Raw genomic sequence first — 24,918 nt, forward strand, 5'->3', positions numbered from 1 at the left:
CTTATTAGACAAGAGCGCCATCATTTTCCTGATCAGGCTCTGATAAGGAGTTTTTGCATGTACAACTCGCAACTGCCCACGGACGGACACTCGCCAGCTGCCGACGCCACTTTCAGCGGCGGCGCACACGCGTTCGGCAAAGCGCCCGAACAGCACGGCAACCAGCGTATTCGCCATTTGCTCAAGTGTTTCGGGTTGCGCACCAGCCTGATTCGGCTGAAGGTCATTGACGCCCTGCTGACGGCTGCCGGCAACCAGCGCACGCTGGGTGTGCGCGGCGTGCACAGCCATTTGCTGGAGCTGGGCATTCCGTTGTCGTTTCTCAGCGTGCGTGAGGTGCTCAAGCGCCTGTGCAGCGAGGGCGTGATCACCCTCAATGCCGATAAGAGCTACAGCCTCCACGAAGAGGCTGCCAAAGTGCTCGACGGTCGCGCCTGACTGAGCTGAATCAGAAGTTAGGCTTGACCTTGCGGCGCATGATGCCGTTGATCACCACCACGGTCACCGCCACGGCAATGGCGATGTACTGGAACGTTTTCTCGCTGATAACCCCGGTGTTTTGCAGGTAGGACAGGCCAAACATTGTTCCCAACACCACGAGGGAGATCAGAATCGAATATTTCAAACGTTGCTTTTGGGTCATGACGGGTTCCTGAACCTGATAAATGTATGCACTTTGTATCGTCGAGCATGCCAAGCAGCTACCCAGTGACGGGGATGGATGCGGGTCGACAGGGTCGTATGTTACAGGCGATGAAAAGCTTTGGCTCGCTCCACGCCTGATTGATCTTGTAAGTACCCCAGAGGATTTTGAAATGTTGCGTCGAATCACACTGCTGATTCCAGTGCTAATCATGCTGAGCATGAGCGGCTGCTTCTTTTTCCCACACGGCGGCGGTGGCGGCTGGCACGACCACCGCTATGACAGCGGGCGAGGCTATGAACATCGCTGAGCGCACTTGCGTCTCGCTTTACAGGGCGCAAAGCGAGACGCTCAGCCGGCGTGAACCCAACGCTGATGCAACCAGCGTGCAAACGCATCCAGCGCGAAACCCAGCAGCCCGATCAGCAGCACCATGGCCATCAATTCCGAATACGCCAGGCGGTCACGGGTGTCGAGAATGTAGTACCCAAGCCCTGCACTGACCCCAAGCATTTCGCACGGCACCAGCACAATCCACAAAATCCCGATGGCCAGACGCACACCGGTCAGCACATGCCCCACGACGCCGGGAATAATCACCCGACGCAAGGTTTCCCAGCGTGTAGCACTCAAACTCTTGCTCAACTGCAACCAGCGCGGGTCCAACTGACGCACGCCGGCAGCGGTATTGAGCATGATCGGCCACACGGCAGCAAAGGCCAGCAGGAAGTAAATCGGCTGGTCGCCCACGCCCATCAACATCACCACGATGGGCATCCAGGACAGCGGCGAGATCATCCGCAAAAACTGAAAGGCGGGCGTGGTGGCGGCTTCCAGGTTGCGCGAACTGCCCACCAGCAGGCCCAGTGGCACGCCCACCAAAAGGGCGAGAAACAGGCCGACGAAGATGCGCTTGAGGCTCACGGCGATATGCAGGTACAGCTCGCCGCGCCCGAACAATTCCCACAGGCTGCTGAAGGTCGCCGCCAGCGAAAAGCGCGCCGATAAGCCATCGGCGACGCCAAACACTTTGACGCCGCCCCACCACAAAAACAGCAAGCCGGCCAAACCACTGAGCCCCAGCAACCAGCCCGGGATTGTGTCTTTACTCAAGCGCCAATCTCCTCTTGCCGCTCGTAGCCATCCGGCAAGCCGAAGGTTTTCATACCGCCCACCGACTCGATGGCATTACGCACAAAGCGATCGTCCACCAAGTCTTTAGCGACGAACGCCGGGTCAAGGTCGGCGAGAAACTTCTTGTCGCCCTCGATCAAGGTGTCCTTCAAGCGCCGCACCAGTTCTTCGGTGTAGCTGGGGAATGGGTAAGGCTGAAAGTCGATGCGGTGCTCGTCCCAATGGGCGTGCTGGATCGCGCCGTCGGCCAGGTAAGCGGCACGGTCACCAGCCGCAGGCGCCAAGACCTTGCTCAACACCGGCTCAGCATGCGGCGTGTAGCGGTTCGGGCCGTCTTTGGACAACAGCTTCACCGCCTCTTCGCGGTTGTCGCGCGTCCATACCTGCGCCTTGACGATGGCATTCACCACCTTCTGCGACCATTGCGGGCGGTTGGTCAGGTCGTGTTCGTGCATGAACACCACGCAGCACGCATGGTTACGCCACACATCTGCGGTAAAGCGCTGCACGCGGCCGACCTTGAGGTTTTCCGCCAGGGCGTTGAACGGCTCGGCGACGATATAGCCGTCGATGCGCTTGCTGGCCAGCGCCGGTGGCATGTCAGAGGGTGGCAACACGATCAGGTTGACTTCATTGGCAGCAATCGCCGTACCGACTGCACGGGCCACCGGCGTTAGGCCGTTATCGCGGAACAGTTGCTGCACGACCACGTTGTGGATCGAGTACCAGAACGGAATCGCCACCGACTTGCCGCCCAATTGTTTGATCTCGGTAATGCCTGGCGAAACGGTCAAGCCTGAACCGCCCACGTGGTTCCAGGCCACCACTTTGGCCGGCACTTTACTGCCGTAGCGCGCCCACACCGTCATCGGCGACAACAGGTGAATCACGTTGACCTGCCCGGAAATAAACGCCTCGATCACCTGCGCCCAACTGCGTAACAACACCGGGCGCTCGGCCTTGATGCCTTCGGCTTCAAACAGACCGTTGTTATGCGCAACCAGCAGCGGCGTGGCGTCGGTGATCGGCAAGTAACCGATGCGAACCGGCGCGTCCGGCTCGCTGGCGGCGCGGGCATGTAAGCTGCTCAACAGCGGCAAGGCACCGGCGGCGCTGAGCACCGCCGAGAGTTTGAGAAAGTAACGGCGCGAGTGGGTCAGGTCATCCAGACACATAGTTGGGCTCCAGTGGTTCAAGAGGGTTGGGTTGAGGGCGGCTCGCCTGCCGTAAGGTTTTCAGAATCTCAATGCGCAGTGCGCCGATAGCTTCTACCTGTTCTTCGCGAGGTTGCGGCAGGTCGATGTGCCATTCGCCTAACGTCCGCGCCGGGCGGTTGCCCAGTAGCAGAATGCGGTCGGACAGTAGCAGCGCTTCATCGATATCGTGGGTGATCAACACCGCTGCCGAGCCTTGCTCGCGGTTGACCTTGAGCAGCAGGTGCTGCATATCGGCGCGGGTGACTTCATCCAGCGCGCCGAACGGCTCATCCAGCAGCAGCACTTGCGGTTGCCGCGCCAGGCAACGGGCCAACGCCGTGCGCTGAGCCATACCGCCGGACAACTGCGCCGGGAACTGCTGGCGGGCATGCTCAAGCCCGACCGCGGCGATGGCGTGGTCAACACGGCGACGGCGTTCCTGCGCACTCACGTGCGGCTGGCGGGCAAAATCCAAACCAAAGGCGACGTTCTTTTCCAGGGTCAGCCAGGGCAACAGGCTCGGGTCTTGGAAGGCCACGGCGACGCGCGGATGCGGGCCACTCAGCGGCTCACCCAGCGCCCGCACGCTACCGCCCTGAGGCGCCTGCAAGCCGGCCAGCACGCGCAACAGGCTGGACTTGCCGACGCCGCTGGGGCCAAGGATCGATACCACTTCACCGGGCTGCAACTGCAAGTCAAACCCTTGCAATACCGGGCCGCTGGCATACCCCAGGCAAACCCCCTCGGCGCGCAATACCGCCTGGCTCATAGATTGGCCTGGCGGTGCAGCTCGGTGCGCAGTTGCACCAGGCTTGGCGTGACGATGGGCACAAAGGCCGACTCGCGCCAGCGCCGGGCAAAACCACTGCCATGGGCGGTCAGGTAAGCCTTGCCACCGCTGGCTTGCAGCTCAAGTTGCACCGCGCTTGCGGCGGTTTCCGCGAGGGCAATACGCAGCTTGAACAGCGGCACCGGTTCCGCCGCAAACCGCCCGGCCAACAGGCCTTGTTTCAGCTCGCCTACCAGGTGGTCCAGGGTCACCCGCAGCGCTTGCAACTCATCACGCAACACGGTGCGGCTCGACCCCAGGTGGTTGGCCACTTCCGCCAGCGAGCGGCGGGCCAGGCCGATCGACATGCCGCACTGCAAGCCAAGAAACGCCGGGCGTACGGCCGGTAAAAACTTACGCGCATCCTCATGCAATAACCAATCACGGCTCAGCTCAACGCCTTCGAGCCCAAGCGCCGCTGTGTTGCTCGATTGCAGCCCCAGCAATTCCAGGTCCCGCGAGCGTTGCAGGCCGGCAACCGAATCCGGAATCGCCAGGATAAACGGCGCACCGCCCCCGGCGTGCTCAATCGCGGCGGCGGCCACAAAGCCGTTCTTGCGCAGGTTGGTCACCCAATGCAGGCGACCGTTGAGGGTCCAGCCGTCTTCGGTGGGCTCGGCGCTGATTTGCAGCGACTCGATGCCTGACAAAAACTTCATCGCATTTGACAGCCCAGTGGCGCCGGCCAGCTTGCCGCTGAGCAAGTCCGGCAACAATTGCTCACGCAGCCGCTCATTCGGGCTCTGCAACAAATACTCGATAAAAGATCGCTGGCCCCAGCATACAAAGGCTGCCGCCAACGAGTGGCTGGCGACATTGGCGATGACGTCCACCGCACCGGCCACATCGCCGCCCAGGCCACCGAGGGCTTTTGGCACGCCGACACGCAATACATTTGCGTCTGCCAACCGTGGCAGCACTTCCTGCGGATCGCAACTGCCCACATCCAGGGCCTGCGCTTGAACATCGAGCCAACGGCTCAAGATTGGGTCAAGCATTCATGTCTCTCCTTTTTACAACGTGTGGACCAACACCTGCGCGTGTGCGCCTCAGCTTGCCGGTTTTTCCCAACGGTATTGCGCCAGCTCCGGGTTGAGGGGGGTGCGGGCAAATACATTAGCGAAGTTGCACAGGGTTGCCAGGCTCACGCCCAAAATCACCTCCAAGGCCTGGCCTTCGGAATAACCGGCGGCACGGAATGCCTCGAAACCGGCGTCGCTGACATCACCACGCGTGGCGATCACTTCACGGGTGAAGGCGGCGAGTGTCTCATAGCGCGCATCAGGCAGTTCACCCCGCTGGCGCAAGGCGTCGATCACGTGTTCGGGCAGCTTGGCTCTGTTGCGCGCGACGGCGGTGTGCCCGGCCACGCAGAAATCGCAGCCGTGAGTGGTGGCGGCAATCAGTTGCACCACTTCACGGTCGGCCAGGCTCAACTCTGCCTTGGCATTGAGGCCCGAGACGGTGATGTAAGTTTCCAACGCAGCCGGTGCATTGGCCAATACGGCGAGCAGATTCGGAATGAAACCCGAGGCTTTCAGAGCGTTTTCCAGAAAGGGTTTGGCCGCCTCTGGCGCAGTTTCGGGGGTCAACAACGGTACACGGGACATGGAGTGGTCTCCTGGTGGGTTCGTGCACCCAGTCTGTTGGTTATAAAAAATCGCCTCAATAGGCTAAAGTAGCGATTACTTGCTCTAGAGTCTTTCGCTTAGATGAATTCGTCCAGTGCACTCGTCGATTGGTTATTATCCAGCCTTGAGCTGAACACTCGTTTGTTCCATGTCGGCCGCTATTGTGGCGACTGGCATGCGAGTACGCATGGCCTGGCCAGCGCGAGCTTCCACCTGGTGGTGCAGGGGCAGTGCTGGCTGCATATCGACGGTGAACCCACCCCGCAAAGCTTGAACGATGGGGATGCCGTGTTTCTGCTGCGCGACCTTGAGTTTCAGCTGTCGGGGGAGGCAACGGCCGCGGCAGCGCAGGCACGCCCGCGCCGGCCGATGCTGGCGCTGGACAGCGCCGCCGACGATGGCGTGGGCCTTGTCTGCGGCTTCTTCCACTTCCATTCAGGCTTGTCAGCGCTGATCGTCGACACCCTGCCCGCCTGGATTATTCTGCGGGCCGGCGACCCATCACTGACCGCCGCGCGTCAGCTGTTCGAACTGATCCTGCAAGAATGCGAACGCACGCCCGCGCCCTCTTCCGCGTTGCTTGAGCGTCTTTGCCACTTGTTGTTTCTGTACGTGTTGCGCCAGCAAGTTATCGACAATACCGAGCTTGGTGGCCTGGCTGCACTGGCTCGGCAACCGTCGTTCGCCAACCTGCTGGAACAACTGATCGCGCGCCCCGCCGATGCCTGGACGCTGGAAAGCATGGCGGCGTGCACCAGACTGTCGCGTTCGGCGTTTTTCAAACGATTCACTGAACTGTGCGGCCAATCGCCGGGGCACGTACTGTTGATGATACGCATGCGCCATGCCTGCCAGTTGTTCAAGCAAGACCAGACGGTGGCGGACGTAGCGCTGGCAGCGGGTTACCAATCCGTCGCGGCGTTCACTCGAGCGTTCTACAAAGTCACCGGGCAGCAGCCCGGCGCCTATCGCAAGGCTCAGGCCTAGCGTCGCAAACCATTGCCCGGGCGGGCACATAGCTGCACCAACCAATCGACAAACACCCGCACCCGTGGGGACAGTTGGCGATGTGGCGGGTACAGCGCGGTCAGCGGCAGCCGCGGCGGCTTGATCGCGCTGAGCACTTCTATCAGGCTGCCGGCTTGCAACTGGCGCATGGCATGGTAGTAAGGCGTCTGCACCAAGCCATAGCCGGCTTCGCAGGCGGCGAGGTAACCGTCGGCGCTGTTGACGGCGACCTGCTTGGGTAAATCCACCAGGCGAATTTCCTCGCCCACTTGGAACTCCAGGCCATAGCGCTTACCGCTGCTGCTGGAAAAGTACTCGACAACTTGATGACCGGCCAGGTCGTCAACGGTGTGGGGCAGGCCAAAACGTTGCAAGTATTCAGGGCTGGCACAGGTGACCTGATCCATCATCGCCAGTGGCCGTGCCACCAGTGCATCGTCCAGCGCCAAGCCAGCGCGCAGTACGCAGTCCACGCCTTCGCGAATCAGGTCGACCGGGCGGTCATTGAGGCCGATTTCGAGGTCGATGTGCGGGTACTGCGTACTGAATGCGGGCAGCGCGGGAATCACCAGGAATCGCCCGATGCCTGACGGCATGTCGACACGCAACGTACCGCGCGGGCTACTTTGGCGGGAGAACACCGCTTCGGTTTCCTCAAGCTGCGCCAACAGGCTGACGCAGCGCTGGTAGTACGCTGCGCCATCCAGCGTCGGGCTGACCTGCCGCGTGGTGCGTTGCAGCAACTGCACCCCAAGGTGCGCTTCGAGTTGTTTGATCAGAATCGTGACGGAGGCACGCGGCAGTTGCAGGCTGTCGGCGGCCTTGGCGAAACCGCCCAATTCAACGATTCGGGTGAACACGCGCATGGCGTTAAATCGATCCAAAGCCGAGCTGCCTTCTGTGATTATTTAGAAAATCATAATAGTGATAGCAGTTTTAGCCGCTTTATCCCCGGCTTGTCGAGGACAACAATAAGGCCTTTCCCCACCAAGGAACTGCTCCGATGCACACTCGTCAACTCGGCAAGAACGGCCCTCAGGTCTCAGCCATCGGCCTCGGCTGCATGGGCATGACTGACTTCTACACCACCGGCACTGATACCCAGGAAGCTATCGCGACCCTGCACCGCGCGCTAGAGTTGGGCATCACCTTGCTCGACACCGCAGACATGTACGGCCCTCACACCAATGAAGCGCTGATCGGCAAAGCCATCGCCGGCAAGCGTGAGCACGTGTTCCTGGCAAGTAAATTCGGCTTTGTACGTGACCCATCGAACCCTGCGAGTCGCGCCGTAAACGGCCGCCCCGAGTACATCCGTACGGCCATTGATGGCACATTGAAGCGCCTGGGCATAGAAACCTTGGACCTCTACTACCAGCACCGCGTCGACCCCGAAGTGGCCATCGAAGAAAGCGTCGGTGCGATGGCCGAACTGGTCAAGCAAGGCAAAGTGCGTTACCTGGGCCTCAGCGAAGCGTCCGCCGCCAACCTGGAACGTGCGCACAAGGTGCATCCGATCAGTGCCCTGCAAAGCGAATACTCGCTGTGGAGCCGCGACCAGGAAGACAACGGTTGCCTGGCCGCCTGCCAACGCCTGGGCATCGCCTTTGTGCCTTACAGCCCGTTGGGCCGAGGCTTCCTCACCGGCGCGCTGAAAAGCCCGGATGATTTCGCCGCCGACGACTACCGCCGCTCCAGCCCACGCTTCCAGGGCGAAAACTTTGCGAAGAACCTGCTGCTGGTGGATCAGGTTCAAGCGCTGGCTGCCGAAAAAGGCATCACGGCCGGGCAATTGGCCTTGGCTTGGGTACTGGCGCAAGGCGATTACCTAATCCCGATTCCTGGGACCAAGCAACGCAAGTACCTGGAAGAGAACGTCGCGGCGCTGGATATCACGTTAAGCCCTGCCGAACAGGCGGCACTGGCGTCGATCTTCCCGGCGGGCGCTACGGCTGGCTCGCGCTACGGCGAAGTCGCCATGCAGCTAGTGAATCAATAGCCTTTGCAGGCCTGAGCGCCCCGGTTCAGTGGGCGCTCTGATTATCTTGTACCATCGTACCTAAAGCTCCTCCTTACCCAGCCGATAGCCCGATGAAGCTCTAACAAAGCCGCGTCGATAATAAACGCTTCGTAAGGACGACCCCCCCATGCTCCCATTGCGCTCTATCCAAACCCGATACACCGTGTTTCTGGTGCTGTTCGTCCTGGTATTGATTGTGTTGACCGTCGTGGGCATCGGCCAGTTGGTGGCTCCCACGCTAAAACACACCGAAGAACAGGTGGTGCTCAACCGCATCGCCGAAGTCGCCGAGCAGATCCAGGGCGAACTGAACAAGGTGCAAGCCCAGCAACGCAGTATCACCCAGACCATTCCCCTGCTCGACAGCGACGCCATCGACAAGGTGCTGCCCGGTTTGGTGGACCAATATGGCGAGCTCAAAGTTTTCGGCGGCGGCATCTGGCCACTGCCCAACCTGCGTACCCCGGGGCGCAACAAGCACAGCACCTTCTGGCACCGTGATGACTCGGGCAAGCTGGCAGTCAACACCTTCTGGAACAGCGACGCGGCCCCCAACTACTATGACCAGAGCTGGTACAAAGGCGGTCTCGCCTCACCCCGCGGCCAGTGCGCCTGGGCGGCCGCCTACAAGGACGACGCCAGCCAGGAGCCGCGCACCAATTGCGCCATGGCGATCCAACGTGACGGCGCGGCGTACGGCGTCGCCACCATCGACGTGACCCTGGGTTTCTTCAATGCCCTGGTCGCCAGCAAGGAAAAAGACATCGGCGGGCAGATGCTGATCGTCGAAGCCGACGGCAAGATCATCAGCAACAGCACACGCATCAGCGGCCCGGTGGTGTTGAAGAACATCAGCGAACTGGCTGGCACCTCGGCTTTCGCCGCCCAAATCAGCAAAGCCCTTGCCCATCGCGACCAAGCGTTGCAGCGCAGTGAGTTCGACAACCAAGGGGTGGCCAGCACGTTTTACATGCGCCCGATTGAGGGCACGCCCTGGTTCCTCGCTACCGCCCTGCCCACCTCGCTGATCACCGCCCAACGCGATGACGTGCTCGGCACCCTGGCCATGCTGCAAATTCCCATGGTGTTGCTGCTGGTGTTATTGGCGTTCTATGCAATCCGCCAGTTGGTACAGCGCATGAAATCGTTGAGAACCAATATTGACGCCCTGTGTGCCGGCGATGCCGACCTTACGCGGCGTATTACCATCCGTGCCGAAGATGAAATGGGCGCCATCGGCCACTCGGTCAACCGCTTTATCATCTACCTGCAAAACATGATCGGCGAAGTGACCCAGGCCACGGGCGCCATGTCCTCGGGGCTTGAACAATTGCAACAGACCTCGGCGCAGACTAACCGGATTTTGGTGCGACATGCCTCCGAGACCGATCAGACGGTCACCGCCATCACTGAGATGAGCTCCACCGCCGACACGGTTGCGCAAAACGCCGCTGAGACCGCCTCGTTCACCCAGCGCGCCAACGAACACGCCGACCGCTCCCGCGTCGTGGTGGGCGAAGCGTCCAACAGCGTCAGCGCCTTGATCGGCGAAGTGGCCAGCGCCACCCACACCGTGGAAAATATGCGCCAGGACGCCGCGCGCATCACCGAGACCCTGGGTGTAATCGGCGCGATCGCCGGCCAGACCAACCTGTTGGCACTCAACGCCGCGATTGAAGCGGCGCGAGCGGGTGAGCAAGGCCGTGGTTTTGCGGTAGTAGCCGACGAAGTTCGGGCCCTGGCGGCGCGCACCCAGGCCAGTACCTCGCAGATCAACGAGATGCTCGTGCGTCTGACGACCGGCGTAAGTTCGTCGGTGACGGCCATGGAAAACACCCAGGCCAGCTGCCAATCGGCGGCGGATGCCACGGCCCGGGTCAACACCGGCCTGGACGAAATGGCCGGTTCGGTCAGCCATATCAACAACCTCAGCACCCAGATCGCCACAGCCGCCGAGCAACAAAGCGCGGTCACCGAGGAGATCAACCGCAGCATGGTGCAGATCCGACATATGGTCGAAGAACTGGTGGAAAGCGGGCATGCCACTGAAACCAATACGCGAAGCCTGTTGGATGCCAACGGCCGGGTGATTGCGTTGATGAGCCGTTTCAAGGTGCGCTGATAAATGGGTGAATCCCTCCCGTGCAAAACACGGGAGTGGGACTATTCTGACATCTCTTAGTGCAAAGTCTCGCCACACAGGAGGTGTGTCATGCACGTTGTTGAGCATTCGAGCCGCTTGGAGCGGATCAGCCAAGAACGTTTTATCGAGGCCCCTATTGAGCTCGTTTACGACTATGTGACCCAGCCTGACCGCTGGCATGAATGGCACCCCTCATCCCTCGGTGCCAATACCGGCACCACCGGCCCACTCCCGGCCGGCGCCCGTTTTACCGAAGACATCGACCTGCTGGGTGTGCGCGTGCCCATGAGTTATCGCGTACAGATCGCCCATCGCCCCAGTGAATTCAAAACCGTGTTCTCCTCCCTCGCCGTCGACGGCTCTGTCCACTATTTCTTGCAGGCTCATCGCGACGGCACCTTGTTCAAACGCGTGCTGACCTACGAAACCGAATTGCAACTGGCCAGCCTGCATGAGCGCATGGTTGAACTGTCACTCATCGCGCTGGACCAGCTCAAATGTCGGTTGGAAAACGCAGGCTTCGTATAATTTTGAAACATTAACCCCGACCCACTTACCGGTGGGCGCTGGCGTGCCTGCGATGACGTCGTCATGATCGCCGCCAATTCCCGACGACGCTCTCTTGCTCACGAGATCCGCATGAACATTCCATTGCGACTGGCCGTGCTTTCGGCCCTACTGGCCTCCTCCCTGGCTCAGGCGGCCGACTTGATCCCTATCGACGTGCACCGCGATGCCAACTGCGGCTGTTGCAAAAAATGGATCAGCCACCTGCAAAGCAATGGCTTCAAGGTCAACGACGCTGTGGAGGTTGACATGAGCGCCGTCAAGCAGCGCCTGGGCGTGGCACCGCGTCTGGGTTCGTGCCACACCGCCGTGATCGACGGCAAGTTCGTTGAAGGCCATGTGCCCGCCGAACACGTGCTGGCCCTGCGCAAACGCGACGACTTGCTGGGCATTGCCGCCCCAGGCATGCCGATCGGTTCGCCGGGCATGGACATGGACGGCATGAGCGATGCCTATCAGGTCATCGGCCTGACCCGTGACGGCAAAGACGTGGTGGTGGCCGACTACCCGGCACATTGATTGATGCTCGCCGGTTACCTGGGGCTATTTTTCGCCGCCTTCGGTGCCGCCACGCTGTTGCCGATGCAATCGGAGGCGGTGCTGGTCGGCCTGTTGATCAGCGGGCATTACAGCCTGTGGTTGCTGCTCAGCATTGCCACAGCTGGCAACGTGCTGGGCTCAGTGGTCAATTGGTGGCTGGGGCGCTCAGTTGAACGCTTCAAGGACCGGCGTTGGTTTCCGGTCAGCCCACGACACCTGGAAAAGGCCCGTACGCACTACCAACGCTGGGGGCATTGGTCGTTGTTGCTCAGTTGGGTACCGATTATCGGTGATCCGCTGACACTGGTAGCCGGCGTCATGCGTGAGCCGTTCTGGCGCTTCCTGCTCATCGTCTCCATGGCCAAAGGCGCTCGATACGCGGTGCTGGTGGTATTGACAGTCAGCCAACTCACGACGGCCTGACACCCGACCATTGGCCCACGCTCACTTCTGACAGCTAGGCGGGCAATATCAACGCGCAGAACGTGACCGGTTACCGAGTGGCGCGCCGGAACCGATCGGCTTTTGTGCCTCCCGTAAGCCGGACCACTACCCGTACAGTTTCCATCAACTCGCGATCGACACCCATCATCTGCTGGATAAATTCGGCCTCTAAAAAGCCCCCCTCGTCGGCCACTCGACCGGCGGCATGCTCGCAGGCTTGAATAGCGACCCGGGGCACGCCCAGGTCGCATGGAACTCGGCGTTGATTTACGACATGATCTACACCCAGCGGGCGTACTGCGCGTGCAGGAGTCTGCAAATGCCCACCCTGCTGCTAATCGGCACGTCCGGCACCACCGCCATCAGCAGCGAAATCGCGCCACCTGCGGTCAAGGCCAAGCTCGGTCATTACAAGGGCTGGGCAAGCACGCGGCCAAGTTGATACCCCGCGCAACCGTAGTGGCGTTCCGGGGGCTTGGGCATACGCCACAGATGGAAGCGCTGGCCCAGTTTGATAGAACGCTGTTGCAGGGTTTGAACGCCCTTTAAGTCCAACCTTTTTCGAGGCACTCGTGAATGTCGGTACAGATCGCAGTCATTGATGATTGGCAGAATGTGGCCAGTGGTGTGGTGGATTGGTCAGTGCTCGACACGCTAGGCCAGGTGCATTTCCTGAACGATTACCCGGCACAGACCCAGGTGATGATCGAGCGTTTGCGCAGGTTCGAGGTAATTTGCGTCATGCGCGAACGCTCTACCTTCGACAAAGCCTTGCTGCAAGGCCTGCCCAACCTCAAGCTGCTGGTGACCGGCGGCATGCGCAATGCGGCCATCGACATTCCCGCCGCCAAGGCCCTGGGCATCCAGGTGTGCGGCACCGACAGCTATAAGCAGGCGGCGCCTGAGCTGACCTGGGCGTTAATCATGGCCTCCACGCGCAATCTGCTGGGCGAAGCCAACGCCCTGAGGGACGGCGGATGGCAGGTCGGCTTGGGTGGCGACCTGCATGGGAAAACCTTGGGGATCCTCGGCTTGGGCAGCATCGGCCAGAAAGTTGCGCAATTCGCCCAGGTGTTCGGCATGCGCGTGATCGCCTGGAGTGAAAACCTGACGCCGGAACGCGCATCCGTCTGCGCAGTGACCTGGGTCACCAAGCGCGAGTTGTTCGAGCAGGCCGATATCCTCACTGTGCACCTGGTACTCAGCGAGCGCACCCGCGGCTTGGTGGATGCCGAGGCGTTGGGGTGGATGAAGCCAACCGCCCGTTTGGTGAATACCGCGCGCGGGCCGATTGTGGATGAACAGGCTCTTGCCCAAGCATTGGCCGCCGGGCGCTTGGCGGGAGCAGCATTGGACGTGTATAGCGAAGAGCCGCTGCCGATTGATCATCCGTTTCGGCGTTTGCCCAACGTGTTGGCTACACCCCATGTGGGCTATGTAAGCGAGCAGAATTACCGGCAGTTTTATCAGCAGATGATTGAAGATGTTCAAGCCTGGGCCGGCGGCGCGCCCATTCGCGTGCTTGGCTGATCCTGCTTCGCACCATTTTGTGACGAGATGGCTTGCCCTGCGCTGGGGCGCTAATCGGCTCTAAACATGGGCATCCTCGGTACAGCAGGCACGCCGAGAGTGCCTTAATGGGAGCGCCTCGCACTCAAACGCGGGGCAAGCCTGCTAGCCACACTTAGCCCGTATAACGTTAAAAATTTTGTCCTACAAAAATCCCATATAAACCCTACAGGCTCTAGGATCTGTCCTAGACTCATGACCGATGGGTCCGTTCAAAAACAAAAACCCCGCAAAAAATCGAAACTTTACAACGCTGCCATAGGTCCAGTTTTTAAGGGAGGCGAGTGCACGCGGTCCACACCAAGTGCCCGTCCATCCAATCTTTTTAGGTTAATCGTGCAACTGGCATACGCCTTGCCAGTTTGTACAGTGCTTGTGCGCCTGGCCGCAGGATGCGGTCTTCGGAGCTAATGGCAGCGGGCCATTAGCCTACCAGACATGTGGGAGAGAACTATGATCAGTGCTGCAGTAGATACTCAGGGAGAGCGTTTTAGTCAGCCAGCGGGGGGGCCAACATCTTTGGCCGACCTGCCCAATACTGTGCGGCCGATCGTGAGTCCGAACCCCAATCGAAAGAAAGTCTTGTTTGTCACCTCCGAATTCGCCGACCTGGTTAAAACTGGCGGCTTGGGCGACGTCTCTGCTGCCCTGCCCCGCGCCATGGCACACTTGCATGATGTGCGCGTGCTGATCCCGGGTTACCCGCAGGTGATGGAAAGCGACAACCCGATCCACGTCATCGGCGAACTGGGCGGCCACGCTGCCTTGCCGCCCTGCAAGATCGGGCGCATGGACCTCAAGGACGGCCTGGTTATCTATGTCCTGATCTGCCCCGAACTCTATGAGCGCGAAGGCACACCGTACGGCGCCAACAACGGCCGCGACTGGCCCGACAACCATATTCGCTTTGCCCGCCTGGGCCTGGCCGCCGCTGACATGGCCGCCAACCTCGCACAGATCCACTGGTGCCCGGACCTGGTGCACGCTCATGACTGGCCCGCTGGCTTGGCCCCGGCGTATATGCACTGGCGTGGTTCACGTACCCCAACCCTGTTCACCATTCATAACCTCGCCTATCAAGGCGTGGTCAGTTTGGCGTCCACGCCGGAGCTGGGTATTCCACCGCATGCGCTGCAGCAGGAGGGCATGGAGTTTTACGGCAAAATGTCGTTCCTCAAGGCCGGCATGGCCTACTCCAGCCATATCACTACGGTGAGCGCCACATACGCGCAGGAGATCACCACACCGGAATTTGGCTGCGGCCTTGATGGCTTCCTCGCCAGCAAAACCCAGCAAGGCCTGCTCAGTGGCATTCCTAACGGCATTGACGAGAGCTGGGAAACCTCCACCGACACGCACCTGACCCACAACTTCAACATCGGTGACTGGGAAGGCAAGGCAGTCAACGCCGCCCACGTCCGCGCGTTGTTCGGCCTGCACGAATCCACTGGCCCACTGTTTGCTGTGGTCTCGCGCCTGGTGTATCAAAAAGGTCTGGACCTCACCGAGGCGGTCAGCAGCTTTATCGTCGAAAACGGCGGCCAGATCGCCATTATTGGGCGCGGCGAGCCTGAAGAAGAACACGCCATGCGCGAGCTGGCCCTTCGCTTCCCCGGCCAGGTCGGCGTGCGCATTGGCTTCAACGAAACCGATGCGCGCCGCATGTTTGCCGGCAGCGACTTCCTGCTGATGCCATCGCGTTACGAACCCTGCGGCCTGAGCCAGATGTATGCCCAGCGCTTCGGCTCCTTGCCGGTAGCGCGTAATACCGGCGGGCTGGCGGACACCATCGAAAATGGCGTTACCGGGTTCCTGTTCAATGAATCCACGGTCGACAGCTACGAAGAGGCGCTGAGCCGCGCGTTCCGCGTGTTTGCCAACAAAGGCCTGCTCAACGCCATGCGCAGCCGCGCCATGACCCAACCCTTCAACTGGTGCCAGGCGGTGGAACCCTACGCCGAACTGTATGAGCAACTTGTCGCTAAAGCACTGGGGAAATCCGCTAAATAATCAAGGGAGGGCTTCATAGATGCCGTCACGGACTCTGGAAACCTGGCCCCACGGCGCAATCATGCTGGACGCGCAACACACGCGTTTTGCCTTGTGGGCGCCAGACGCGTTTTATGTCAGCGTTGAATTGGAAGACGGCAAGTCCATCGCCATGCTGCCACAGGCAGAAGGCTGGTTTGAGATAGAGATAAAGTGCCCGGCGGGCACTCGCTACCGTTACAACATCGACGGCGAAATGGATGTACCCGATCCGGCGTCCAGGGCTCAAGCCCTGGACGTACATGGTTGGAGCGTGGTCGTCGATCCACTCGCCTATCAATGGCGACACGCCAACTGGCAAGGCCGCCCATGGCATGAGGCTGTGATCTACGAACTGCACGTGGGTGCAATGGGTGGCTACGCAGCGGTTGAAAAGCAGCTACCGCGCTTGGCCGAACTGGGCATCACCGCGATTGAATTAATGCCTTTGGCGCAATTTCCCGGCGAGCGCAACTGGGGTTACGACGGTGTCCTGCCCTACGCCCCACAAGCCTGCTACGGGCCTCCCGAACAACTCAAAGCCCTGATTGACAGCGCCCACGAGCACGGCCTCGCGGTGATTCTCGACGTGGTCTACAACCACTTCGGCCCCGATGGCAATTACCTGGGTCAATACGCCAAGGGTTTCTTTCAAGAAGACGTGCACACGCCGTGGGGCGCCGGCATTGACTTTGATCGCCGCGAGGTGCGCGACTTCTTTCTCGATAACGCACTGATGTGGTTGCTGGAGTACCGCGTCGATGGCCTGCGCCTGGATGCAGTGCACGCGATCGACAATCCTGGCTTCCTGACCGAACTCGCACAGCGCGTTCGCCGCCAGGCGGATGTCGGCCGGCATGTCTGGCTGGTGCTGGAAAATGAGCTCAACCAGGCCAGCCTGTTAAAACATGATTTTGATGCGCAGTGGAACGATGACTTCCATAACGTCCTGCACGTGTTGCTGACTGGCGAAACTGACGCCTATTACAGCGACTTCGCACAAAACCCTACCGAAAAACTGGCGCGTTGCCTGGGCGAAGGCTTTATCTACCAAGGCCACACCACCCGCCATGGCCATGAGCGCGGCGAACCCAGTGGTCACTTGCCGCCTAGTGCCTTCGTGGCGTTTTTGCAGAACCATGACCAAATCGGCAACCGCGCCTTGGGCGAACGCTTGCATCAACTGTGTTCACCCCAGGCGCTCAAAGCGGCCACCACGTTATTGCTGATGTCGCCAATGATCCCGCTGATGTTCATGGGTGATGAGGTCAACGCCGAACAGCCGTTCCTGTTTTTCACCGACCACCATGGCGAACTGGCCGAAGCCGTACGCGAAGGCCGGCGCAACGAGTTCGCCGATTTCGCTGCGTTCAAAGACCTTGAACGGCGCGAACACATCCCCGACCCGAATGCGCTGCTGACCTTCCTGCAATCGGCGCCCGTTTTTACCGAGAACACGCAGAGCCAGTTTTACCGTCACCTGCTGAGCCTGCGTCACCTGCATATCGTGCCGCACTTGCCAGGCAGCGTGGCCTTGGGCGCTCAGGTGCTGGCGGACGGTGCGGTCACGGCGCGCTGGCGCCTGGGCAATGGCAGCGTGTTGCAAATCGACCTGAACCTTGGCGCGACGCCGTTGGATCACCCGGCGCCGCCGCACCTGCTATACGAGACGCCAGCCACGGATGAGGCGCACTTTGCGCCGTTCAGCGCACGCGTCGCCTTATCCCCTGTTGGAGAGCACCTTTGAGCGAAGCGAACCTGGAAATACTCGCCAGCCGCGCGGGCCTGGCCGTCGATTGGATCGACGCAAACGGCCGCCCGCAACACGTGAAACCCGCCGCCCTGCGCGCCGTTCTCAAAGGTCTGGGCCACCCGGCCGATACCGACGCCGAGATCAATGCCAGCCTGCTCGAGCTTGAGCAGGCACAACAAAACAAACACCTGCCACCGCTGATGACCGTCGACAGTGGCGAGGGCTTGGACCTGGCACGCTACTTTGCCGCGGACACGCCGTGCCGGGTCAGCCTGGAAGACGGCGAAACCCTGGAGTTACGCCTCGATGGCGACGCCGTGTTGCCCGGCGTTATTGCCCTGGGCTACCACCAAGTGCATATCGACGACCAGGCGTTCACCCTGGCTGTCGCGCCCACCCACTGCTACAGCGTGGCCGAAGCGGTCGACATTCAACCCGCTCGCGCCTGGGGTCTGAGCGCACAGCTCTATGCACTGCGCCGCCTGGGTGATGGCGGGTTTGGCGACACCCAGGCCTTGGAACACGTGGCCCGTTGCGCCGCCGAACGCGGCGCGGATGCCTTAGCGATCAGCCCGATGCACGCAATGTTCAGTGCCGACACTGGACGCTACAGCCCCTACTCGCCGTCCAGTCGCCTGTTTCTCAACAGCCTGTACGCCTCGCCCGCCTGCATCCTCGGTGAGCGTGAAGTGCGCAATGCCATTGAAGCGCTCGGGCTCGCCGATGAATTGCACACCCTTGAGCAACACACCCTGATCGACTGGCCCGCCGCCGCCAAGGCCAAGCAGCGCCTGTTGCGCGCCTTGTATGAAGACTTCCGCCACGGCGAACACCCGCAACATGCCGACTTTCTCAGCTTCCGCCAGGCTGGCGGCGAAGCCTTGGAAAACCACTGCCGCTTCGAAGCCGTGCAGGCCGTGCGCGCAGCCGCTGGCGAAGCGCTCGACTGGCGTCACTGGCCCGAAGCCTGGCGCACGCCGCAGAGCCCGGCACTGGTGCAGTTTGCCGCAGAACACACTGACGAAATCGGCTTTTACGCCTTCAGCCAATGGCTGATCGCCCGCTGCCTTGCGCGTGCGCAGCAGGCCGCGCGCGGCAGTGGCATGGGCATCGGCCTGATCGCCGACCTGGCCGTCGGCGCCGATGGCGGTGGCAGCCAAGCCTGGAGCCGTCAAGACGAACTGCTGGCCGATCTCACGGTGGGGGCGCCGCCCGATGTCCTCAACCGTGCTGGCCAAGGCTGGGGGATTTCGGCGTTTTCTCCGGAAGGTCTCAAGCGCAATGGTTTTCGCGCGTTTATCGAGATGCTGCGCGCCAACTTCGCGCATGCCGGCGGCTTGCGCATCGACCACGTGATGGGCCTGCAACGCCTGTGGGTGATCCCCATGGATGCCTCACCGAGCGAGGGTGCCTACCTGTATTACCCGGTGGACGATATGTTGCGCCTGTTGGCGTTGGAGTCTCAGCGCCACAAGGCGATTGTACTGGGTGAAGACCTGGGCACCGTACCCGACGGTCTGCGCGAAAAACTCAGCGGCCGCTCGATTCTGGGCATGCGGGTGCTGCTGTTCGAACAGGGCCATGATGGCCAGTTCAAACCGATCCTCGACTGGCCGGACAATGCCTTGGCGACCACCAGCACCCACGACTTGCCGACACTCAATGGCTGGTGGCACAGCCGCGACATCGAGTGGAATATCCAACTGGGCCTGATCGACGCACCGGCCGTGGAGCAATGGAGCGAGCACCGCCTGCGCGAACGCCAGGCGCTGCGCCAGGCCTTGAGCCAGGACCCGCAGAACTTCGTTGATGAGATCCGCAACGACACTGATCACATGATCGACGCCAGCGTGCGCTACCTGGGCCACACCCGTGCGCCACTGGTGCTGCTGCCGTTGGAAGATGCGTTGGGCATAGAAGAACAAGCCAACCTGCCCGGCACGACCGACACCCACCCCAATTGGCGCCGCCGCCTGCCCGGCGAAGCCGCCAGCCTGCTCGACAACGCTGGCGCCGCGCGCCGCCTCGAACTGCTGGCCGTCGCGCGCAACCAAGCCTATGAGCGTGACCGATGAAAGCACTGCCCCTGCGCGCTACCCAGCGTCTGCAATTCCATAAAGGTTTCACCCTGGACGATGCGGTGCCGTTGGTGCCGTACTTCGCCCGGTTAGGCATCAGTCATCTGTATGCCTCGCCGCTACTCAGCGCCCGCGCCGGGTCGATGCATGGCTACGACGTGGTCGACCCGACCACGGTCAACCCTGAACTGGGTGGCGAACAGGCCTTGCGCCGGCTGGTCGCCGCGCTGCGTGAACACGATATGGGGCTGATCCTCGATATCGTCTCCAATCATATGGCCGTCGGCGGCGCGGATAACCCCTGGTGGCTGGACCTGCTGGAGTGGGGGCGTTTGAGCCCTTACAGCGAGTTTTTCGATATTCAATGGCACTCGCCTGACCCATTGCTCAAGGGCCAACTGCTGATGCCGTTTCTGGGCAGCGACTACGGCGAGGCCCTGCAAACCGGCAGCCTGGCGCTGCATTTCGATGCCGAACACGGTGCGTTTTACGTCGAGCATTACGAGCATCGCTTCCCGATTTGCCCGCGCGATTACGCACTGATTCTCGGCGCCGACGAACTGCTAAGGCCGTTGGCCGACCGTTTCAACGCCCTCGCCTATCAAGACGACGCTTACCACGAAGCCGCCTGGCTCAAACAAGCGCTGGCTGAGCGCGCGACCGAGAGCGACGTGCTGCACGCCATTGAACAGCGCATCACTGCGTTCGACGGGCGCCAATCCGAAGGTTTTGAGCGCCTGCATCAATTGCTCGAGCAGCAAACATACCGCCTCGCCAGCTGGCGCACCGCCGCAGACGATATTAACTGGCGGCGCTTCTTCGACGTCAATGAGTTGGGCGGCCTGCGCGTGGAGCGCACGGCGGTGTTCGAAGCCACCCACGGCAAGATATTCGAGCTGATCAGCGAAGGCCTGGTGGATGGTCTGCGCATCGACCACATCGACGGTCTGGCCGACCCACGCGCCTACTGCCGCAAGCTGCGCCGTCGGGTGGACTCGCTATCGCCCGAGCGGCACCTGCCGCTCTTTGTGGAGAAAATCCTCGGCGAGGGCGAAACCCTGCGCGAGGACTGGAAAGTGGACGGCACCACCGGCTACGAATTCATGAACCAACTGTCACTGCTGCAGCATGATCCTGAAGGGTTTGCGCCGCTTGCCGAGTTGTGGACCCGCCACAGCGGACGCCCTGCGTCATTTATCGAGGAGGCATGGCTGGCACGCCAACAGATCCTCAATGGCTCCCTGGCCGGGGACTTCGAAAGCGTGGCGCAAGCCCTGCTGCAAGTGGCCCGTGATGATGTGATGACCCGCGACCTGACCCTCGGTGCAATCCGCCGTGCCCTGCAGGAACTAATAGTGCACTTCCCGGTGTACCGTACCTACATCAGCGCCCGTGGCCGCAGTGAAAGCGACGACGTGTTTTTTCTGCAAGCGCTGGCGGGTGCTCGCGGCACTCTAGGCGAAGGCGACTGGCCGGTACTCGATCACCTGGAAAAATGGCTCGGTGGCCAGCCTTGGCGCAATCGCCGGGTCGGCCGTGAGCGCAAGATGCTCAAGCATGCTTGCGTGCGCTTCCAGCAACTGACATCGCCGGCTGCCGCCAAGGCCGTGGAAGACACTGCGTTTTATCGCTCGGCGGTGCTGCTGTCGCGTAACGATGTGGGCTTCAGCACCGAGCAATTCAGCGCACCTGTGGCCGATTTTCACGCTGTCAACGCGCAGCGATTGCAGCGCTTTCCCGACAACTTGTTGGCCACTGCCACCCACGACCACAAACGTGGCGAAGACTCCCGCGCACGCCTGGCGGTGCTCAGCGAGTGCGCACCATGGTATGCCGAGCAGGTCGAGCACTGGCGCACCCTCGCGGCAAAATTGCGTGAGGCTGCCGACAGCCCGTCTGCCGGTGACGAACTGATCTTGTATCAAGTGCTACTGGGTAGTTGGCCGCTGGACGCCAACCCGGACATGCATGCCTATCAAAAGCGCCTCTGGCAATGGCAGCAAAAAGCCCTGCGCGAAGCCAAGTTGCAAAGCAGCTGGAGCGCGCCCAACGAGGCCTATGAACAAGGCGTCGAAGCCTTCCTGTCGCGCCTGCTGCTCAGCGAAGAAGGCCAGACGCTGCGCACCGCGGTGGGTGACGCCGCCCACGCCATTGCTGCGGCCGGTGCGATTAATGGCCTGGCGCAATCCTTGCTTCGACTCACCGTGCCGGGTGTACCAGATGTGTACCAGGGCGATGAGTTCTGGGACTTCAGCCTGGTCGACCCGGACAACCGGCGCCCAGTGGATTTCAGCGCACGGCAACGGGCACTGGATACGCCACCGGACATCAGTGAACTGTTGGTTAACTGGCGCGATGGGCGTGTCAAACAGGCGTTGATTGCCCAGGTTTTAGCCTTGCGCAAGGCTGATCCCGAGATGTTCCGCAGCGGCCGCTACACACCGCTGGACGTCGTAGGCAAACACGCTGAACACGTCGTCGCATTCTGCCGCGAGTATCAAGGCAAATACCTGCTGGTGGTGGTGCCACGTTGGTCTCATCGCCTGTTGGAAACGGCTGAGCACCCCCACGTCAGTGCGCAGGTTTGGGGCGATACACGCGTGAAATTACCGTTTGCCGCCACAACACAAAACTGGAAGGGACTTTTTCAGACAGGCGCAGTCACACCAAACAAGGAGCTGTTGATCAGCACTGCCCTGGGGAATTTCCCGGTCAATGTCTTTATCAATCCTGATGATCAAGAAAGCTGAAACTTTTCTGTGAGGAGCATTTCGATGAGTACTGAAGACAAACGCATACGCGAGTTGGCACATCAGATCTGGGAGTCCGAAGGCAAACCCCACGGTGAAGATGCACGCCACTGGGAGATGGCACGCAAGCTGGCCGAAGCCGAAGCGCTGACGCCGAGCAAACCCAAGGCCGCCGCCAAGCCAAAAACCGCGCCCAAGCCTGCGCCCAAAGCCAAGCCCGCTGCCCCTGCCGCGAGCAAACCCGCACCGCCTGCGACCAAAAAGCCGGCCGCGCCGAAAAAGCCCAAGTCTTAAGCCTTTTGATCCTATGGGCCGCCTGCCGGCGTTGTCGGCAGGCGGTCATTTTAACTGTCCACTGCGTCAGCTGAACGATCGCCAGCACGGTCGCGCTCGGCCCGAAAAAAGACCCTTGCAGGAGCAACTCAACAATGAGCAAACCCGAAAAAAGCCAACCGATGCCGGAAAATGAGCCGTCGCGGATTCGTGAAGGTTTGCCCTTCCCCCTTGGCGCCACCTGGGACGGCCTGGGTGTGAACTTCGCGCTGTTCTCGGCCAACGCCACGAAAGTCGAACTGTGCCTGTTCGACGATACCGGCGAAATCGAGCTGGAACGTATCGAACTGCCGGAATACACCGATGAGACCTTCCACGGTTACTTGCCCGACGCCCACCCCGGGCTGATTTACGGCTACCGCGTATACGGTGCATACGACCCCGCCAATGGCCACCGCTTCAACCACAACAAATTGCTGATCGACCCCTATGCCAAACAACTGGTGGGCGAGCTCAAATGGTCTGAGGCCCTGTTCGGCTATACCATCGGCCACCCCGATGATGACCTCAGTTTCGATGAGCGCGACAGCGCGCCCTTCGTGCCCAAGTGCAAGGTCATCGACCCGGCGCATACCTGGGGCAACGACCAGCCGGTGCGCGTGCCGTGGGACCGCACGATCATCTATGAAACCCACCTGCGCGGGATCAGCATGCGTCACCCTTCGGTTGGCGAGTCGGTGCGTGGCACCTGCGCCGGCTTGATGGAGGACGACGTGCTCAAGCACATCCGCGAGTTGGGCGTGTCCTCGGTAGAACTGCTGCCGGTACATGCATTTGTCAACGACCAGCACCTGCTGCAAAAAGGCATGACCAATTATTGGGGCTACAACAGCATTGCCTTCTTCGCACCAGACCCGCGTTACCTGGCCAGCGGCAAGATCGCCGAGTTCAAGGAAATGGTCGCGCACCTGCACGAGGCCAAGCTGGAAGTAATCCTCGACGTGGTCTACAACCACACCGCCGAAGGCAACGAGCGTGGCCCGACCTTGTCCATGCGCGGCATCGACAACGCGTCGTACTACCGCTTAATGCCTGAAGACAAGCGCTTTTACATCAACGACTCCGGCACCGGCAATACCCTGGACCTGAGCCACCCGTGCGTGCTGCAAATGGTCACCGACTCGCTGCGCTACTGGGCCACCGAGATGCACGTGGACGGTTTCCGCTTTGACTTGGCGACCATTCTGGGCCGCTACCGTGATGGCTTCGACGAGCGCCACAGTTTCCTCGTGGCCTGCCGCCAGGACCCGGTGCTGCGCCAGCTGAAAATGATCGCGGAACCCTGGGACTGTGGCCCCGGTGGTTATCAGGTCGGTAAATTCCCGCCGGGCTGGGTGGAATGGAACGACCGGTTCCGCGATACCGTGCGCGCGTTCTGGAAAGGCGACGACGGCCAACTGGCGGACTTCGCCGCGCGCATGACCGCCTCTGGGGAGATGTTCAACCAGCGGGGCCGGCGCCCGTACAGCTCGGTGAACTTCATCACCGCCCACGACGGCTTCACGTTGCACGACTTAGTGTCGTACAACGACAAGCACAACGAAGCCAACGACGAGAATAATCAGGACGGCAGCAACAACAACCTGTCTTGGAACCACGGCGTCGAAGGCCCGACCGACGACCCGGAAATCAACGCGCTGCGCCTGCGCCAGATGCGTAACTTCTTCGCCACGCTGCTGCTGGCACAGGGCACGCCAATGCTGGTGGCCGGTGATGAGTTTGCCCGTACCCAGCACGGCAATAACAATGCCTACTGCCAAGACAGCGAGATTGGCTGGGTCAACTGGGACTTGGACGCCGACGGCAAAGCCCTGCTCAAGTTTGTGAAACGTTTGATCAAGCTGCGCCTGGCCTATCCAATTCTGCGCCGTGGTCGCTTCCTGGTCGGTGATTACAACGAAGACATCGGCGTCAAAGATGTCACTTGGCTGGCGCCGGACGGCAGCGAGATGAGCATCGAGCAATGGCAAGACAGCCATGGCCGCTGCCTGGGCATGCTGATGGATGGCCGCGCCCAGGAGACCGGGATTCGGCGTCCGGGTGGCGATGCAACCTTACTGCTCGCGGTCAACGCCCACCACGACATGGTGAATTTCCGCCTGCCACCGGTGCCCGAAGGTGAGTTCTGGACCTGCATGCTCGACACCAATGACCCGGCCGTACGTGGCCAGGAACGCTTTGACTTCGAGCATGAGTACGCCATCACCGGTCGCTCACTGCTACTGTTTGAACTGCAGCACGACGAGGTGTGA

At 61.0% G+C, this 24,918-nt stretch carries 22 protein-coding genes and 1 pseudogene; 16 read left to right on the forward strand and 7 right to left on the reverse strand.

Annotation, left to right across the window (positions count from 1 at the left end):
- Positions 1-57: 57 nt before the first annotated feature.
- Entirely contained in the window at positions 58-438 is a 381-nt protein-coding gene (locus FW764_RS01505; protein WP_446432419.1) for a fe2+ zn2+ uptake regulation protein, read from the forward strand.
- 10 nt (positions 439-448) lie between these two features.
- Here the strand turns inward: FW764_RS01505 and FW764_RS01510 are convergent, their stop codons facing one another.
- Positions 449-643 (reverse strand): hypothetical protein, encoded by a 195-nt coding sequence (locus tag FW764_RS01510; RefSeq protein ID WP_053255884.1) that lies wholly within the window; start codon positions 641-643, stop codon positions 449-451.
- A gap of 172 nt (positions 644-815) precedes the next feature.
- Here FW764_RS01510 and FW764_RS01515 point away from each other — a divergent pair, with 172 nt between their 5' ends.
- A complete protein-coding gene (locus FW764_RS01515; protein ID WP_446432420.1) occupies positions 816-953 on the forward strand; it encodes a hypothetical protein in 138 nt (45 codons plus the stop codon).
- 41 nt (positions 954-994) lie between these two features.
- Here the strand turns inward: FW764_RS01515 and FW764_RS01520 are convergent, their stop codons facing one another.
- Genes FW764_RS01520 through FW764_RS01540 form a run of 5 tightly spaced genes read right to left on the reverse strand, consistent with a single transcriptional unit; the run spans position 995 to position 5,412 of the window.
- A complete protein-coding gene (locus FW764_RS01520) occupies positions 995-1,741 on the reverse strand; it encodes an ABC transporter permease (RefSeq protein WP_446432626.1) in 747 nt (248 codons plus the stop codon).
- Between the two features lie 11 nt (positions 1,742-1,752).
- On the reverse strand, positions 1,753-2,952 hold the full coding sequence (locus FW764_RS01525; RefSeq protein ID WP_446432421.1) for an ABC transporter substrate-binding protein: 1,200 nt from the start codon (positions 2,950-2,952) through the stop codon (positions 1,753-1,755).
- On the reverse strand, positions 2,939-3,742 hold the full coding sequence (locus tag FW764_RS01530; RefSeq protein WP_446432422.1) for an ABC transporter ATP-binding protein: 804 nt from the start codon (positions 3,740-3,742) through the stop codon (positions 2,939-2,941). Before FW764_RS01530 ends, FW764_RS01525 begins: the two co-directional genes overlap by 14 nt.
- Complete coding sequence (locus tag FW764_RS01535; RefSeq protein WP_446432423.1) at positions 3,739-4,800, reverse strand: acyl-CoA dehydrogenase family protein; 1,062 nt, start codon at positions 4,798-4,800, stop codon at positions 3,739-3,741. The genes FW764_RS01530 and FW764_RS01535 overlap by 4 nt, the downstream gene beginning before the upstream one ends.
- Before the next feature lie 51 nt (positions 4,801-4,851).
- A complete protein-coding gene (locus tag FW764_RS01540) occupies positions 4,852-5,412 on the reverse strand; it encodes a carboxymuconolactone decarboxylase family protein (protein ID WP_446432424.1) in 561 nt (186 codons plus the stop codon).
- 102 nt (positions 5,413-5,514) lie between these two features.
- On the opposite strand from FW764_RS01540, the gene FW764_RS01545 reads away from it, so the two are divergent.
- Positions 5,515-6,420 carry an AraC family transcriptional regulator gene (locus FW764_RS01545; RefSeq protein ID WP_446432425.1) on the forward strand — a complete coding sequence of 302 codons (906 nt, stop codon included), beginning with the start codon at positions 5,515-5,517 and terminating at the stop codon, positions 6,418-6,420.
- On the opposite strand, the gene FW764_RS01550 is transcribed toward FW764_RS01545, so the two are convergent.
- Positions 6,417-7,325 carry a LysR family transcriptional regulator gene (locus FW764_RS01550; RefSeq protein WP_446432426.1) on the reverse strand — a complete coding sequence of 303 codons (909 nt, stop codon included), beginning with the start codon at positions 7,323-7,325 and terminating at the stop codon, positions 6,417-6,419. The genes FW764_RS01545 and FW764_RS01550 overlap by 4 nt on opposite strands.
- A 119-nt stretch (positions 7,326-7,444) precedes the next feature.
- Here FW764_RS01550 and FW764_RS01555 point away from each other — a divergent pair, with 119 nt between their 5' ends.
- The 13 genes and pseudogenes from FW764_RS01555 (at position 7,445) to glgX (ending at position 24,918) form a co-directional block, all read left to right on the forward strand.
- Complete coding sequence (locus tag FW764_RS01555; RefSeq protein WP_446432427.1) at positions 7,445-8,440, forward strand: aldo/keto reductase; 996 nt, start codon at positions 7,445-7,447, stop codon at positions 8,438-8,440.
- Between the two features lie 148 nt (positions 8,441-8,588).
- Complete coding sequence (locus tag FW764_RS01560; protein WP_446432428.1) at positions 8,589-10,583, forward strand: methyl-accepting chemotaxis protein; 1,995 nt, start codon at positions 8,589-8,591, stop codon at positions 10,581-10,583.
- A gap of 90 nt (positions 10,584-10,673) precedes the next feature.
- The gene (locus tag FW764_RS01565; protein ID WP_446432429.1) at positions 10,674-11,132 is read left to right on the forward strand and encodes an SRPBCC family protein; all 459 of its coding nucleotides are present in this window, start codon (positions 10,674-10,676) and stop codon (positions 11,130-11,132) included.
- Between the two features lie 111 nt (positions 11,133-11,243).
- Positions 11,244-11,690 carry a DUF411 domain-containing protein gene (locus FW764_RS01570; RefSeq protein WP_446432430.1) on the forward strand — a complete coding sequence of 149 codons (447 nt, stop codon included), beginning with the start codon at positions 11,244-11,246 and terminating at the stop codon, positions 11,688-11,690.
- Between the two features lie 3 nt (positions 11,691-11,693).
- Complete coding sequence (locus FW764_RS01575; RefSeq protein WP_446432431.1) at positions 11,694-12,134, forward strand: YqaA family protein; 441 nt, start codon at positions 11,694-11,696, stop codon at positions 12,132-12,134.
- Between the two features lie 44 nt (positions 12,135-12,178).
- Positions 12,179-12,704: pseudogene (locus FW764_RS01580) on the forward strand (alpha/beta fold hydrolase); the annotation flags it as partial.
- Between the two features lie 27 nt (positions 12,705-12,731).
- The gene (locus FW764_RS01585; RefSeq protein ID WP_446432432.1) at positions 12,732-13,685 is read left to right on the forward strand and encodes a D-2-hydroxyacid dehydrogenase family protein; all 954 of its coding nucleotides are present in this window, start codon (positions 12,732-12,734) and stop codon (positions 13,683-13,685) included.
- 492 nt (positions 13,686-14,177) lie between these two features.
- The gene (gene glgA, locus FW764_RS01590; protein ID WP_446432433.1) at positions 14,178-15,734 is read left to right on the forward strand and encodes a glycogen synthase GlgA; all 1,557 of its coding nucleotides are present in this window, start codon (positions 14,178-14,180) and stop codon (positions 15,732-15,734) included.
- Between the two features lie 19 nt (positions 15,735-15,753).
- Positions 15,754-17,499, forward strand: a complete 1,746-nt coding sequence (gene treZ / locus FW764_RS01595; protein WP_446432434.1) for a malto-oligosyltrehalose trehalohydrolase — start codon at positions 15,754-15,756, stop codon at positions 17,497-17,499.
- Positions 17,496-19,580 (forward strand): 4-alpha-glucanotransferase, encoded by a 2,085-nt coding sequence (gene malQ, locus FW764_RS01600; protein ID WP_446432435.1) that lies wholly within the window; start codon positions 17,496-17,498, stop codon positions 19,578-19,580. Before treZ ends, malQ begins: the two co-directional genes overlap by 4 nt.
- Entirely contained in the window at positions 19,577-22,333 is a 2,757-nt protein-coding gene (locus FW764_RS01605; RefSeq protein ID WP_446432436.1) for a malto-oligosyltrehalose synthase, read from the forward strand. Before malQ ends, FW764_RS01605 begins: the two co-directional genes overlap by 4 nt.
- Before the next feature lie 24 nt (positions 22,334-22,357).
- Positions 22,358-22,627, forward strand: a complete 270-nt coding sequence (locus tag FW764_RS01610; RefSeq protein WP_446432437.1) for a DUF2934 domain-containing protein — start codon at positions 22,358-22,360, stop codon at positions 22,625-22,627.
- A 134-nt stretch (positions 22,628-22,761) separates the two neighbouring features.
- A complete protein-coding gene (gene glgX, locus FW764_RS01615) occupies positions 22,762-24,918 on the forward strand; it encodes a glycogen debranching protein GlgX (RefSeq protein ID WP_446432438.1) in 2,157 nt (718 codons plus the stop codon).

The sequence above is a fragment of the Pseudomonas sp. 1152_12 genome, from assembly GCF_052850675.1.

Excerpts from the sequence above, each read along its gene's own strand:
- FW764_RS01505 (WP_446432419.1), top strand. The coding sequence starts at position 58 with ATGTACAACTCGCAACTGCCCACGGACGGACACTCGCCAGCTGCCGAC.
- FW764_RS01510 (WP_053255884.1), bottom strand. The coding sequence starts at position 643 with ATGACCCAAAAGCAACGTTTGAAATATTCGATTCTGATCTCCCTCGTG.
- FW764_RS01515 (WP_446432420.1), top strand. The coding sequence starts at position 816 with ATGTTGCGTCGAATCACACTGCTGATTCCAGTGCTAATCATGCTGAGC.
- FW764_RS01525 (WP_446432421.1), bottom strand. The coding sequence starts at position 2,952 with ATGTGTCTGGATGACCTGACCCACTCGCGCCGTTACTTTCTCAAACTC.
- FW764_RS01530 (WP_446432422.1), bottom strand. The coding sequence starts at position 3,742 with ATGAGCCAGGCGGTATTGCGCGCCGAGGGGGTTTGCCTGGGGTATGCC.
- FW764_RS01535 (WP_446432423.1), bottom strand. The coding sequence starts at position 4,800 with ATGCTTGACCCAATCTTGAGCCGTTGGCTCGATGTTCAAGCGCAGGCC.
- FW764_RS01540 (WP_446432424.1), bottom strand. The coding sequence starts at position 5,412 with ATGTCCCGTGTACCGTTGTTGACCCCCGAAACTGCGCCAGAGGCGGCC.
- FW764_RS01545 (WP_446432425.1), top strand. The coding sequence starts at position 5,515 with ATGAATTCGTCCAGTGCACTCGTCGATTGGTTATTATCCAGCCTTGAG.
- FW764_RS01555 (WP_446432427.1), top strand. The coding sequence starts at position 7,445 with ATGCACACTCGTCAACTCGGCAAGAACGGCCCTCAGGTCTCAGCCATC.
- FW764_RS01560 (WP_446432428.1), top strand. The coding sequence starts at position 8,589 with ATGCTCCCATTGCGCTCTATCCAAACCCGATACACCGTGTTTCTGGTG.
- FW764_RS01565 (WP_446432429.1), top strand. The coding sequence starts at position 10,674 with ATGCACGTTGTTGAGCATTCGAGCCGCTTGGAGCGGATCAGCCAAGAA.
- FW764_RS01570 (WP_446432430.1), top strand. The coding sequence starts at position 11,244 with ATGAACATTCCATTGCGACTGGCCGTGCTTTCGGCCCTACTGGCCTCC.
- FW764_RS01575 (WP_446432431.1), top strand. The coding sequence starts at position 11,694 with ATGCTCGCCGGTTACCTGGGGCTATTTTTCGCCGCCTTCGGTGCCGCC.
- FW764_RS01585 (WP_446432432.1), top strand. The coding sequence starts at position 12,732 with ATGTCGGTACAGATCGCAGTCATTGATGATTGGCAGAATGTGGCCAGT.
- glgA (WP_446432433.1), top strand. The coding sequence starts at position 14,178 with ATGATCAGTGCTGCAGTAGATACTCAGGGAGAGCGTTTTAGTCAGCCA.
- treZ (WP_446432434.1), top strand. The coding sequence starts at position 15,754 with ATGCCGTCACGGACTCTGGAAACCTGGCCCCACGGCGCAATCATGCTG.
- FW764_RS01605 (WP_446432436.1), top strand. The coding sequence starts at position 19,577 with ATGAAAGCACTGCCCCTGCGCGCTACCCAGCGTCTGCAATTCCATAAA.
- FW764_RS01610 (WP_446432437.1), top strand. The coding sequence starts at position 22,358 with ATGAGTACTGAAGACAAACGCATACGCGAGTTGGCACATCAGATCTGG.
- glgX (WP_446432438.1), top strand. The coding sequence starts at position 22,762 with ATGAGCAAACCCGAAAAAAGCCAACCGATGCCGGAAAATGAGCCGTCG.